Origin of the sequence: Mesorhizobium sp. B2-1-1, assembly GCF_006442975.2 — a bacterium.
Taxonomy (GTDB): Bacteria; Pseudomonadota; Alphaproteobacteria; order Rhizobiales; family Rhizobiaceae; genus Mesorhizobium.
Genome location: NZ_CP083954.1, coordinates 418,283 through 431,467 on the forward strand (window position 1 = coordinate 418,283; position 13,185 = coordinate 431,467).

Consider the following 13,185-nt stretch of genomic DNA (forward strand, 5'->3'; position numbering starts at 1 on the left):
AAGCACTATCGCAGTTTTGGGCACGATCGCAGTTTTGGGCACGCTCGCTGCGTCCGGTATCGATGTCACGGCGTTTGCTCCTCCAGCAGACCGTGAGCGGTATAGAACTCGCGAAGGCCGGCCAAGGCAGGATGAGACAGCGCCCGGCGCAGATAGTCGCGGATACGCGGCAAGTGCTTCAGATAATAGGGCTTGCCGTCGCGTTTTTCGAGCCGGACGAAGATGCCGAGGATCTTGGAATTGCGCTGCGCCGCCATGATCGCATAGGCCTCGAGGAATGCCGCCTCGTCAAATGGGCCGGCCGCGTGGCGGGCGGCGACATAGGCATCGAGCGTGCGTTTCTCGATGCCTGGCGGGATGGTGACGCGCGCGTCCATGGCCAGCGAGGCGACGTCGTAAGCGGCGGGGCCGATCAACGCGTCCTGGATATCGACGATACCGAGCCGGTCATGGCCGGAGCGCTCAGCGCGCCAGATGATGTTCGGCGAATGAAAGTCACGCAGCATCAGCGTGTATTGGCTGTCAGCGAGCCGGTCGAGAACCGCGTTCCACTCCTTGTGGTAGCCGACGCGCAAGGCATCGCCCGCCGGAGCGCCCGTCAGCATCGGCACGTACCAATCGACCAGCAGGTCCGCCTCGATCAGCATGGCGTCGCGGTCGAAGGGCGGCACATCGTGAAACACGCCGGGCGCGGCCTCCATCCGGTGGGGCCAGGTCTTGCCATGCATCATGGCGAGCAGTTCGGCCGCCGCCTCATAGCGCTCGGCGACCGGCCTGCCATGCCCGTCCAGGAAACCTTCGGAGCCCAGATGTTCGAGCAGCAGGAATCCCTGGTCGAGATCCTGCGCATGGATTTCGGGAACGCTGACCCCGGCGGCGAGCAGCGCGCGGTCGATGGCGGCGAAGGCTGACACCGACTGGGCGGTGTGGGCGATGACGCCATAGGGCTTGCCGTCGCGCACCGGCGGGCCTAGCACCAGCCGCGGCGAGTTCATCAGCACCCTCGCGGCATGGCCTGGAAGCGAGACAATTTCGTAGGAGCGGGCAGAGGCATCGCCGATGAAATGGCGGCGGCTGGCCTCGCCCCATCCAGCGCCTTCGAGGAAATCACGCATGGCGAGCGACCGCGCCACCCGATCGTAGGCAGCGCCTTGCCCGGACAGTCTCGCCAATCGGCCATCGCCATGCTGGACGAGTTCGATCAGCACGGCGGTCCCAGGCAAATAACCCTCGGCCCGTTCCGGCCATTCGACAAGGGCCGCGCCTTGCGCCAACGCCTCGTCGAAGCCCAGTTCATCGAGCTCGGCTGCCGAGGACAGGCGGTAGAGGTCGAAATGATGGACCGGGATGCGCGTATCGTAGCTTTGCACAAGGGTGAAGGTAGGACTCGGCACGTCGAGACCGGCATCGTCGGCCAAGGCCCTGATCAGCGCCCGCGCCAGCGTCGATTTGCCCGCGCCGAGATCGCCCTTCAGCGCCAGGACGTCGCCGGCGCGCAACGCCAGCGCCAGATCCTCACCCAGCCGCGCTGTCTGTGTTTCGTCGGCGAGTAAACGCTCGAGCATCAATGCGGCCATCGAGTGCGCTACTCGGCCGCGGCGCGGATGCCCGGCATGTCGGGAAAGGTGCAGATGACGGTCGTGCCCTTGTCCTTGCCGGTTTCGATGCGGACGCTGCCGCCATGCAGCTCGACGAAGCTCTTGACGATCGACAGTCCGAGCCCGGCGCCGCGCCGGCGGCCGCCATTGGCGCGCGGCTCGAAGCGGCGGAACACCGAGTCAAGCACGTCGGGCGGCATGCCGGGTCCATCGTCATGGACCGAGAATTCCACCCCGTCCGCCAACTGACGGCAGGCGAGCCGGATGGCGCTGGCCTCCGGCGCGTAGTTGGCGGCGTTGCTGAGCAGGTTGTAGAGGATCTGGCGGATGCGGATTTCGTCACCGTGGAAGGTCTTCGGCGCCGCGGCGGCATCGACCTCGAGCCTGATTGAATGCTCTTCCAGCCGGTCGGCAACCAGTTCGGCGGCGGCGGCGATCGTGCGGTCGACATGGACCTCGGAAATGTCGAGCTGCATGATGCCGGCATCGACCGTGGCCAGGTCGAGTATGTCGTTGACGATGGTCAAAAGCACCGAGGACGACGAGCCGACATGCTCGACATATTCGCGCTGCTTCTGCGTCAGCGGACCGGTGGCCGGCAGCGACAGCAGTTCGGTGAAGCCGATGATGTTGGTCAGCGGCGAGCGCAGTTCGTAGGACACGTGCTGGACGAATTCGTTCTTGAGCTGGTCAGATTTCTCCAGCGCCTCGTTCTTGTCCTTGAGCGCGCGTTCGACACGGACGCTGTCGGTAACGTCGACGAAGGTCATCATCACCTGCCCGTTGGGCAGGGGGATCACGGCGTAGCGCAGCACGGTGCCGTTGTTGAGCTCGGTCTGACCGTGGCGGTCGCGGCGCTCGTCGTCGAAGCCGGTGATGGCGGCGACGAAGCTGCCCCACGGGCTGTCGATCGCTTGCAGGTCGCAAAGCTCACGGATTGCGGAAACATGGACATTGGGCCGGGCGGTTTCGGCGTCCAGGCCCCACAAAGTAGCAAATGCCGGGTTCGACAGGCGCAGCCTGCCGTCGGGACCGAACACCGCCACGCCTTCGGCGAGGTTGTCGAGTGTTTCGCCCTGGACCCGCACCGCGGTGCGGTAGCGGCTTTCGAGGTCCATCTTCTCGGTCAGGTTCTCGAACACCCAGGTGACGCCGCCCTTGGGCTGCGGGTTGGCGACGACGCGGATGGTCTTGCCGTCGGGCAGGTGCCACCAATGCTCCTGCGATTCCACCGCGCGGTAGGCGCCGAGCAGGCCTTCCTTCCAGCGACGCCACTCCGGCTGCTCGGCGATCTTGCCCTCGCTGCGCAGCCGATCCAGCAGCAAAGCGTTATCGGGCGCGCTGTGCAGGAAGCCTGCATCGAGGCCCCAGAGCTTCTGGAAAGCCTGGTTGAAGAAGCGCAGCTTCTCGTCGGTGTCGAAGATCGCGACCGCCGTGTTGAGCTGGTCGAGCGTGTCGGCGTGGCTGCGCACGGTGCGCTCATATTCGCTGCGGATGGTTTCGATGGCACTGGTGTCGCAGGCAAGTCCCGCCGAACCGTCGGCGCCGGCGAAATCGGTCACCGCGAAAACGCGGCGGTCGCCTTCGATCACCGTGGAAAGCGTCTGTTCGAAGACCGGGTGCGACTTGTGCTGGGCAGCGATCGCGTCGCGCGCCTGGCCGCCGAGGAATTCCTTGGCGTCGCGGACGGCCATCTCCGCGCTTTCGGCCTCGACCGCTTCGGCATAGGCCCGGTTCACCCATCTCAGGCGGCCGTCCTCGCCGCGCAGCCATGCCGGCATCTTCAGCGCCTCGAGCAGGCCGATCATCGTATCATGATCGGCGGCCAGCCGCTGGTTTTCGATCTTCAGCCGGGCCTGGCTGCGTTGCGTCTCGGAAAGGGAAACGAACCGCACCAGCACATGCGCCGCGCTCTTGCGGCCATGCACTTCCAGCGGAGCGCCGGTCTGCGTTTCGATGACGAGGTCGAAGGACACGGCTCTTTCGCGCAGCCCCGCGACGGCATGCTCGAGTGCCGCAGCCGAGCGCGGCATCAGCCAGCGGCCGAAGGCAAGGAAGGCGGCCCGCTCCTCGGGCGCGCCGCTTTCGACCGGCAGCGTGCCGATGAGCTCGGGTTTCTTGTTCTCCGAGGCCCAGACGACGACACGCTGGTCGCGCAAGTTGAGCAGCGCCTCCGAACGGCGCAGCGCCGCGTTGATGTCCGCGATGCGGCTCCTGAGCTCGACATTTTCGGCCGAGGTGCGCGCTCTCTCCCGGATCAGAACGATGGCCGACAGGAATGCCGCTCCCATCACTCCGACAAAGACGGCAAGCTGCACGACCTCGACCGTGCTCACCGATAGGCTTGCGGCCTCCGCACCAGCAGCCTGGGCGTGGGCCACCGTGCCGGCCAAAGGCCAGCCAAGTGCGGAGCCGGCAAGGAAAAGTCCGGCGCGCGCGCGCCATGAAGGGCGCCCGCCTCGCGTGGCGGTGCCGGTAATCCTCGAATCGTCATGGCCGCCGGAAACGGCCCGTCCCGCGCAAAGCGGGTTATCCCCCGGCATGTCTTGGTCCTCTTCGCCGCCTGAATGCAAGACCGCCCTGATGCGTACGCCGGTCCTCGTCCCCGGACCGCGAATCACAACAATAGCGCCTGCTGGAATCGGCGTGAAGAATCATTCGGCGCAAAAATAAAGCCGGGCGAAAAGTCAATCGCCCGGCGTCAATATCTGGTAGTAAATTCAGCTTTGGTTAATAGCGGTAGTGTTCCGGCTTGAACGGACCCTGCGGGGTCACGCCGATATAGGCTGCCTGTTCGCCCGACAGTTCGGTCAGGCGAGCGCCGAGCTTGTCGAGATGCAGGCGCGCGACCTTCTCGTCGAGATGCTTGGGCAGCACGTAGACCTGGTTCTGGTACTGCTCGCCCTTGGTGAACAACTCGATCTGCGCCAGCACCTGGTTGGTGAAGGACGCCGACATGACGAAGCTCGGATGGCCGGTGGCGTTGCCGAGGTTGAGCAGGCGGCCTTCCGACAGCAAGATCATGCGCTTGCCATCGGGGAAGGTGATCATGTCGACCTGAGGCTTGACGTTGGTCCATTTCAGGTTGCGCAGCGATGCCACCTGGATCTCATTGTCGAAGTGACCGATGTTGCCGACGATCACCATGTCCTTCATCGAACGCATGTGGTCGAGGGTGACGACATCCTTGTTGCCGGTGGTGGTGATGACGATGTCGGCGGTGGGTGCGGCATCTTCGAGCGTGACGACCTCGAAGCCGTCCATCGCCGCCTGCAGGGCGCAGATCGGATCGACCTCGGTGACCTTGACGCGGGCGCCGGCGCCCTTCAGCGAGGCGGACGAGCCCTTGCCGACGTCGCCATAGCCGCAGACGACGGCGACCTTGCCGGCCATCATGGTGTCGGTGCCGCGGCGGATGCCGTCGACCAGCGATTCCTTACAGCCATATTTATTGTCGAATTTCGACTTGGTGACGGAGTCGTTGACATTGATGGCCGGGAAAGGCAGCAAGCCCTTCTTCTGCAGCTGGTAGAGCCTGTTGACGCCGGTGGTCGTCTCTTCGGTGACGCCCCGGATCGCTTCCTTCTGCTTGGTGAAGAAGCCGGGCGAAGCCTTCATGCGCTTCTTGACCTGGGCATAGAAATATTCCTCCTCCTCGCTGTGCGGATTGGACAGCACGTCCTCGCCGGCCTCGGCGCGCGCGCCGATCAGGATGTACATGGTGGCGTCGCCGCCATCATCGAGGATCATGTTGGAGGTGCCGCCGTCGGCCCACTGGAAAATCCTGTCGGTGTAGTCCCAGTACTGCTCAAGCGTCTCGCCCTTGACGGCGAAGACCGGGATGCCGGCCTCGGCGATGGCAGCAGCCGCATGGTCCTGGGTCGAGAAGATGTTGCAGGAAGCCCAGCGTATATCGGCACCGAGCGCCTTCAGCGTCTCGATCAACACCGCGGTCTGGATGGTCATGTGCAGCGAGCCGGTGATGCGCGCGCCCTTGAGCGGCTTCTTGGAGCCGAATTCCTCGCGGCAGGCCATCAGGCCCGGCATTTCGGTTTCGGCGATCTCGATTTCCTTGCGGCCCCAGCCGGCAAGCGAGATGTCGGCGACCACATAGTCCTTGCTACCCGTCATGGCAGTGCTCCGATGCGAATTGTTACGCTATTGAATTGTTTGCGGATGCGCCCGCGCCGGCAGGCGCGTCGAAGGGCGCGAATTGCCCGCCTGACTAGCAGATCGGCGTCAAGACGACAATGGGATATAAAGAAATCTTTATCCCTGCATGTCTTTCATGCGGAGGTAAGGGATCAGCATTCCTCGCCGAAGCGGGACGCCACCAGCTGCTCCAGCGCATTCATGACCTCAAGCGCTTCGGGACCGCTGGCGGTGACGCGAATCGAATAGCCCGGACTTGCCGCCAGCATCATCAGGCCCATGATCGAGGTGCCGCCGACCTTGACGCCGTCCTTCTCGACGTGGACCGACGCGTTGTAGCCGCTGGCGAGCTGCACGAACTTGGCCGAGGCGCGCGCGTGCAGGCCGCGTTGATTGACGATCGGAAATTCGCGGACGATCTGGTCCTTTTCCGACGACATCGTGCTCATTTGCTGCTCAGGAGCTGGCTGGCGACATTGATGTATTTGCGCCCCGCCGCCTGCGCCTCGTCGAGGGCCGCCGCCATGTTGTCGCCCTTGCGGATCGAGGATAGCTTGATCAGCATCGGCAAATTCATGCCGGCGATCACCTCGGTGCGGCCGGACTCCATCACGGAAATGGCAAGGTTCGAAGGCGTGCCGCCGAACATGTCGGTCAACACGATCACGCCCGTCCCGGTGTCGACACGGGCAACGGCATCGACGATGTCGCGCCGGCGCTGCTCCATATCGTCGTCAGCCCCGATCGCCACGGTTTCGAAATTGTCTTGTGGCCCGACGACATGTTCCACGGCATGTCGGAACTCGGTGGCCAGTTGACCGTGCGTTACAAGCACGAGTCCGATCATTCTTTGGTGGCTCCCGTCATCGCCGCTTCACAGGCGCATTTTATGCTCGCCAGCCATTCCAGGCGGCGGGAGCGCTATCTTGTCGACGCGCGGCTCGTTGACAAGCCCAAAATTGCGCCGGCCCATGCCATTTTGACGCATTGCAGCAAAAAACCCCGGTCGCATCATAGAAAAGGCGCGATCGACAGATGCGCCATCACGGCGGGCAAGGCAGCGGCAATATTGCGTTCCGCAACGTCAATCCGCGGCACCAGGCAGCCGGCGATGGTGTCGTCGGCATCCTCCTGAAAGCGTGCTACTTCGCCGGCCGGCAAAAGCCTGACATGCAGATCGATGACGGCACCCGCTTCAAACGGCACGGATCGCGGACCAAGCCCGGGCACCTCGACCAGGCCCTCGATCGCGGCGGGCGCGCGGCACACCAGCCGTCCCGCATGTGCCATGACGAAAAGCTGGTCGTCGCCGACGAGCCGTGAGAACAAGCCTCGCGGGTGGCAATGGTCAATGAGCGCCAGCGCCAGCGTCGTCTTGCCCGAACCGGATGCGCCGCTGACGAGAACGCCGCGCTCGCCGATCAGGATGGCCGTTGCGTGGATGTTTTCAGGCTGCATGAGCGTGCCCGCTTGTGTATTTCGGAAATCCTGATCCAACGCCGTCATCCCGAGGATCTGCAGGTCTTCCAATAGTGTTCGCACCATAGTCACGCTGTGCGGCGGGTCCTCGAGACAAGCCCGAGGATGACGGCCGTAAGGCCGCGATATCCGGGATCATTTTTGCATGAGGCATGATCTGATCCGAAAACCGGTTCCCACTTTTCGGGATCATGCTTCGGCCGGCAGCGTAACCACGAAGCGGGCGCCCTTGATCTCGCCTGGCTTGGTGCCGGGGATGTTCTCGGCGGTCAGCGTGCCGCCATGGGCCTCGACGATCTGCCTGGATATCGACAGGCCAAGGCCTGAATTCTGGCCGAACGCCTCGCCGGCGGGCCGGTCGGTGTAGAAACGTTCGAAGATGCGGTCGATGTTGTCGGCACGGATGCCGGGACCATTGTCATCGACGGTGAGGATGTTGAACTTGCCGGTGCGCGCCAGCGACAGGATGATGTGGCCGCGCTCCTCTGGCACGAAGGAGCGGGCGTTCTCGATCAGGTTGGTGATGACCTGGCCGATGCGCAGGTCGTGGCCGACGACGAAATAGCCCTTGACGCCCTGCGGCAGCTTGGCGACCCTGAGCTCGATCTCGACCGCCTTCTTGTTGCGCGTCGTTTCACGCGAGACGGCGACGAGGTCGGTGATGAACTTCTTCAGGTCCACGGTCCCCGCGTCATCCCGCGCCAGCTCGGCGTCGAGACGGGAGGCATCCGAAATGTCGGTGATGAGGCGGTCCAGCCGCCTGACGTCGTGCTGGATGATCTCCATCAGCCGGCTGCGCGAATTGTCGTTCTTGGCCAGCGGCAAGGTCTCCACCGCGCTGCGCAGCGAGGTCAGCGGGTTCTTCAATTCATGGGAAACATCGGCGGCGAAGCTCTCGATCGCCTCGATGCGCGCATAGAGCGCGTTCGTCATGTCGCGCACGGCAATCGACAGATTGCCGATCTCGTCCTGACGGTCGGAGAAATCAGGAATTTCCTCGCGGCTCTTGACGCCGCGCCGTACCCGCACGGCCGCCGCAGACAGCCGGCGCAGCGGATTGGCGATGGTGGAGGCCAGAAGCATCGACAGGATGGCGGTGACGAGCGCCGCGATGCCAAAGACGCGCAGGATCGCCTTGCGTTCGGCGGCGACGATCTTGTCGATGTCGCCGCCTTCGGTCGACAGCATCAACACGCCGAGAACGGCGCGGAAGCGCTGGATCGGCACCGCGACGGAAACGATCTGCTCGCCCTGTTCGCTGATCCGGACGATGGTCGACGGGCTGCCGGTCAGCGCCTTGACCACTTCCGGGAAGGCGGCGCCATTGCCGCCCGGCTGCTCGTGATAGACCGGCAGATCGGTGTTGCGGAAGAAGTCGAAGATGAACTTCTGGATGCGTTCGACAAGGTCGGGCTCTTCCTCGTCGACCGGGGGCAGATCGTACCGAAGGATCTGGCCGCGCGAATAGAGATGGCGCGAATCGAGCAGCAAATTGGCGTCGCGGTCGTAGATGCGGGCGCGGGTGCGGGTCGGCGAGATCAGCCGGCGCAGCACCGGGGCGACGCGTTCAGGATTGATCGGGAAATCCAGATTGTCGAGCTGGTCGGAGCCCGGTCCCAGGCTTTCGCCGGCCTGCAGCTCAAGCAGCTTTTCCGGATCGATGCTGATCGAATCGGTCTCGACCGTCGCCGAGGCAGCGATCGCGCCGGCGATGATCTCGCCCTGGGTCATGAGGCTTTCGACGCGGGCGTCGATCAGCCCGTCGCGGAAGGTGTTGAGATAGAGAATGCCGGTGACCAGGACTGCGAGGCCGGCGAGATTGAGGAAGAGGATACGCCGCGTCAGGCTGGAAAAGATGTGATGGCCGAGGAAGCGGCGCATGGGCACGGTGAGCTTCGACAGGAACGCGGGCATGATGCGCGCCGGCCGCCTTGCAACGCCCGCCGATCTGCTCCGCTGTGCTTCCACTGCCATCGAACAGCAGTTCCCTGCTTAGTATTAGTGAGTAGCGGGTAGCGAATAGAGAAATGGTTGGCTGAGATCGCGGCGATGCACGGGTGGCCGCTCGCACCATTCAAAACTGACTACCGACTATTCTCTATTGCCTACCCGCCTATTCACGCCTCGCGGAACCGGTATCCGACTCCGTAAAGGGTTTCGATCATCTCGAAGTCGTCGTCGACGGCCTTGAACTTCTTGCGCAGCCGCTTGATGTGGCTGTCGATGGTACGGTCGTCAACATAGACCTGCTCATCATAAGCCGAATCCATCAGCGCATCACGACTTTTTACGACGCCGGGGCGCTGTGCCAGCGAATGCAGGATCAGGAATTCGGTGACGGTGAGCGTCACCGGTTCCCCCTTCCAGGTGCAGGTGTGGCGTTCCTGGTCCATGACGAGCTGGCCGCGCTCGAGCGAGCGCGCCTGCTGGCTGGGCGCTTTTGCCGCGGCCTCACGGGCGCTGGCACGACGCAACACCGCGCGCACCCGCTCGACCAGCAAACGCTGCGAGAAGGGTTTGCGGATGAAGTCGTCGGCGCCCATCTTGAGGCCGAACAGCTCGTCGATCTCGTCGTCCTTGGAGGTCAGGAAGATGACCGGCAGGTCGGATTTCTGGCGCATCCGGCGCAAGAGTTCCATGCCGTCCATGCGCGGCATCTTGATGTCGAGGATGGCGAGATTCGGCGGGCGCGCCGCCAGGCCTTCCAGCGCGGACGCACCATCCGTGTAGGTTTCGACGCGATAGCCTTCCGATTCGAGGGCGATCGACACCGAGGTCAGAATGTTGCGGTCGTCATCGACAAGCGCGATTGTTGCCATTTCAAGCGGCTCCCTCATGAGCTGTCCCTTCTTTGGTAGAGAAGGGGCTTTTGCAGGACAAATTAGGTACAAAATGTGGCATAGGCCTTCGCCGCTGTCACGGGCGGCATGCCGGCGGCCACGATCGCACCTCGATATGGATTGGACGAACCAGCGCCGCCAATCCTTTGGGCAACCACGAAACTTTTTGCACATATAAACGATTTAAACAACTTTCAAAATATTTAAATCGATTAATGATTTGATATCATTCGGCTTTTCTGGTTCTGACCATCTAAGCTCGCGTAGTGGGCGTGCCGGAAGGCGCCGGCAAAGATGCGGCAAATCGGAGAAGGGTCACCTATGTCGGAAGTCGGCAAACGCAATCCTGCCTGCGCGATCGATCGTATCGGTCTCAGAACCTCTGGCCTGGTGCGCTACAATTTCGGGGCGGCCGCCCTCTACGAGGAATCGATCAGGCGCGGCGAAGCGCGGCTGACAGCGCACGGCGCGCTGGTCGCCGAAACAGGCCAGCACACCGGCCGTTCGCCCAAGGACAAGTTCGTCGTCCGAGACGGCGCCACCGAGCATGACATCTGGTGGGACAACAACAAGGCGATCTCGCCGGACCAGTTCGAGACGCTGTTCGAAGAGTTCCGGGCGCACGCCGCGGACAAGGATCTCTACGTGCAGGACCTTGTCGGCGGCGCAGACCATGAGCTGAAGCTGCCCACCAGGGTCATCACCGAGTTTGCCTGGCATTCGCTGTTCATCCGCAACCTGCTGATCCGTCCGGAAGCTGCGGAGCTCGACCATTTCGTGCCCGAGATGACGATCATCGACCTGCCCTCCTTCCGCGCCGACCCCGCCCGCCACGGCACCCGCACCGAAACCGTGATCGCCGTCGACCTCACCCGCAAGATCGTCCTGATCGGGGGCACTTCCTATGCCGGCGAGATGAAGAAATCGGTGTTCACAATGCTGAACTACCTGCTGCCGGCCAAGGGCGTGATGCCGATGCACTGCTCGGCCAATGAGGGCCCTGGCGGCGACGCCGCGATTTTCTTCGGCCTGTCGGGCACCGGCAAGACGACGCTGTCGGCCGATCCGTCGCGCACGCTGATCGGCGACGACGAGCACGGCTGGGGGCCGCACGGCATCTTCAATTTCGAAGGCGGCTGCTATGCCAAGACCATCAAGCTGTCGGCGGAAGCGGAGCCTGAGATTTTCGCCACCACGCAGCGCTTCGGCACGGTGCTGGAGAACGTCGTTCTCGACGCCCATGGCGTGCCGGATTTCGACGACGGCCGGCTCACCGAGAACACGCGCTGCGCCTATCCGCTCGACTTCATACCCAATGCCAGCAAGACGGGGCGCGCCGGCCATCCCCGGAACATCATCATGCTGACCGCCGACGCTTTCGGCGTGATGCCGCCGATCGCACGACTGACCCCGGCGCAGGCGATGTATCATTTCCTGTCCGGCTACACGGCCAAGGTGGCCGGAACGGAGAAGGGCGTGACCGAGCCCGAAGCGACGTTCTCGACCTGTTTCGGCGCGCCGTTCATGCCACGCCATCCCTCGGAATATGGCAATCTGCTGCGCGAGCTGATCGCGCAGCACGGTGCCGATTGCTGGCTGGTCAACACCGGCTGGACTGGCGGCGCCTACGGCACAGGCAGGCGGATGCCGATCAAAGCGACGCGCGCGCTGCTTGCCGCGGCACTCGACGGCTCTCTGAAGACGACCGGTTTCCGTACCGACGCCAATTTCGGTTTCGAGGTGCCGGTGGCGGTGTCGGGCGTCGACGCCGCCATCCTCGACCCGCGATCGACCTGGGCCGACAAATCCGCTTATGACCGGCAAGCGGCAAGGCTGGTCGGCATGTTCGCCGTCAATTTCGAGAAGTTCGAAAACCATGTCGACGCCTCCGTCCTCGGCGCGGCGCCGCACATGCGGGAAGCGGCGGAATAATCGCCCGCCAGGCTCAGCCATCCTCGCAAGGCCCGGTCCCGATCGGGCCTTTTCTTTTTTCGTGCGCCGCGCCATGACTGCGGCATGACGAGCGACGACACAATCATCATTGCCGACGATGCCGTGATCCATCCGGGTGATCTCCACGAGGATTTCATCCGCTCCTCCGGCCCCGGCGGGCAGAACGTCAACAAGGTGGCGACGGCGGTGCAGCTGCGCTTCGATGCACGCAACGCACCCGGCCTGTCGGAGCGCGTGCGCGAACGCACGATCAGGCTTGCCGGCCAGCGCGCCACCAAGGACGGCGTCATCGTCATCGAAGCCGGACGCTTCCGCACGCAGGAGCAGAACCGGGCGGATGCACGGGCGCGGCTGACGGCGCTGGTCGCCAAGGCGGCCGAGCCGCCACCGCCGCCGCGCAAGAAGACGAGACCGTCGAAAGGCGCGGTCGAACGGCGGCTGAAGAGCAAGGCCGGACGCGGCACCATCAAGAAACTGCGCGGCCGGGTAGAGAACGATTAAGCAACACACCAATCGCGCGCGTGAACCCGCTTTCAATTTCGCTTTGCAGATGCAAGGTTTACTCATTGCCACAGCAAGGAGACCTGGAGATGGGTATGTTCGATTTCGTCAAGAGCGTCGGCAAAAAGCTCGGCATAGGCGGTGACGAGGAAGCGGCACCCAGCGCCGATACGCTCAAGAAAGAACTCGATTCGCACAAGCTCGGTACCGACGGCGTGCAGGTCGTCGTCCAGGGCGACACGGCGGTGCTGAAGGGCGTGGTCAAGGACCAGTCGGTTTTCGAAAAGGCGGTCATCGCCGTCGGCAACACGCTAGGCGTCTCCAAGGTGCAGGCGGACGAGTTGCAGGTCGCGCCGGCCTCCGGTTCGGCGGCGGCCGCGGCCAAGGAGCCGACTTTCTACACCGTCCAGAAGGGCGACAATCTCTGGAAGATCGCCGAGAAAAGCTATGGCAAGGGCAAGGGCGCCAAGAACACGGTCATCTTCGAGGCCAACAAGCCGATGCTGACCCATCCCGACAAGATCTATCCGGGGCAGGTCCTGCGCATTCCAGACCTCACCTGATCAAGGGAGACGCGAATTTTTCGGGAACGGCGGCTTTCGGGTCGCCGTTTTCATTTTCAGATGGCATGCTCGAACCGACGAAACGGAGCTAGCGACCGA

The 13,185-nt window shown here is 63.5% G+C and carries 11 protein-coding genes; 3 read left to right on the forward strand and 8 right to left on the reverse strand.

Annotation, left to right across the window (positions count from 1 at the left end; genetic code table 11):
• Positions 1-65: 65 nt before the first annotated feature.
• The 8 genes from tsaE to FJ972_RS01960 form a co-directional block, all read right to left on the reverse strand.
• Positions 66-1,577 (reverse strand): tRNA (adenosine(37)-N6)-threonylcarbamoyltransferase complex ATPase subunit type 1 TsaE, encoded by a 1,512-nt coding sequence (gene tsaE, locus FJ972_RS01925; protein WP_140524098.1) that lies wholly within the window; start codon positions 1,575-1,577, stop codon positions 66-68.
• A gap of 8 nt (positions 1,578-1,585) precedes the next feature.
• Positions 1,586-4,141, reverse strand: a complete 2,556-nt coding sequence (locus tag FJ972_RS01930; protein ID WP_140524100.1) for a sensor histidine kinase — start codon at positions 4,139-4,141, stop codon at positions 1,586-1,588.
• 187 nt (positions 4,142-4,328) lie between these two features.
• Complete coding sequence (gene ahcY, locus FJ972_RS01935; protein WP_140517752.1) at positions 4,329-5,729, reverse strand: adenosylhomocysteinase; 1,401 nt, start codon at positions 5,727-5,729, stop codon at positions 4,329-4,331.
• 173 nt (positions 5,730-5,902) lie between these two features.
• Positions 5,903-6,199 (reverse strand): HPr family phosphocarrier protein, encoded by a 297-nt coding sequence (locus tag FJ972_RS01940; protein WP_140491179.1) that lies wholly within the window; start codon positions 6,197-6,199, stop codon positions 5,903-5,905.
• Positions 6,196-6,597, reverse strand: coding sequence for a PTS sugar transporter subunit IIA (locus FJ972_RS01945; RefSeq protein ID WP_027032585.1), 402 nt, complete (start codon positions 6,595-6,597; stop codon positions 6,196-6,198). Before FJ972_RS01945 ends, FJ972_RS01940 begins: the two co-directional genes overlap by 4 nt.
• Before the next feature lie 164 nt (positions 6,598-6,761).
• Positions 6,762-7,208: an HPr kinase/phosphorylase gene (locus FJ972_RS01950; protein WP_140524428.1), complete on the reverse strand. Its 447-nt coding sequence runs from the start codon at positions 7,206-7,208 to the stop codon at positions 6,762-6,764.
• Positions 7,209-7,418: 210 nt separating this feature from the next.
• Positions 7,419-9,203 carry a sensor histidine kinase gene (locus tag FJ972_RS01955; RefSeq protein ID WP_140491185.1) on the reverse strand — a complete coding sequence of 595 codons (1,785 nt, stop codon included), beginning with the start codon at positions 9,201-9,203 and terminating at the stop codon, positions 7,419-7,421.
• A gap of 143 nt (positions 9,204-9,346) precedes the next feature.
• Positions 9,347-10,048 carry a response regulator transcription factor gene (locus tag FJ972_RS01960; RefSeq protein WP_010912942.1) on the reverse strand — a complete coding sequence of 234 codons (702 nt, stop codon included), beginning with the start codon at positions 10,046-10,048 and terminating at the stop codon, positions 9,347-9,349.
• 342 nt (positions 10,049-10,390) lie between these two features.
• Between FJ972_RS01960 and FJ972_RS01965 the strand changes: the two genes are divergently transcribed.
• From FJ972_RS01965 to lysM, 3 genes are all read left to right on the forward strand, one after another.
• Positions 10,391-12,001, forward strand: a complete 1,611-nt coding sequence (locus FJ972_RS01965; protein ID WP_140524102.1) for a phosphoenolpyruvate carboxykinase — start codon at positions 10,391-10,393, stop codon at positions 11,999-12,001.
• 84 nt (positions 12,002-12,085) lie between these two features.
• Positions 12,086-12,523, forward strand: a complete 438-nt coding sequence (gene arfB, locus FJ972_RS01970) for an alternative ribosome rescue aminoacyl-tRNA hydrolase ArfB (protein WP_140491189.1) — start codon at positions 12,086-12,088, stop codon at positions 12,521-12,523.
• Positions 12,524-12,612: 89 nt separating this feature from the next.
• Positions 12,613-13,086 carry a peptidoglycan-binding protein LysM gene (lysM, locus tag FJ972_RS01975; protein WP_140491191.1) on the forward strand — a complete coding sequence of 158 codons (474 nt, stop codon included), beginning with the start codon at positions 12,613-12,615 and terminating at the stop codon, positions 13,084-13,086.
• Positions 13,087-13,185 lie beyond the last annotated feature (99 nt).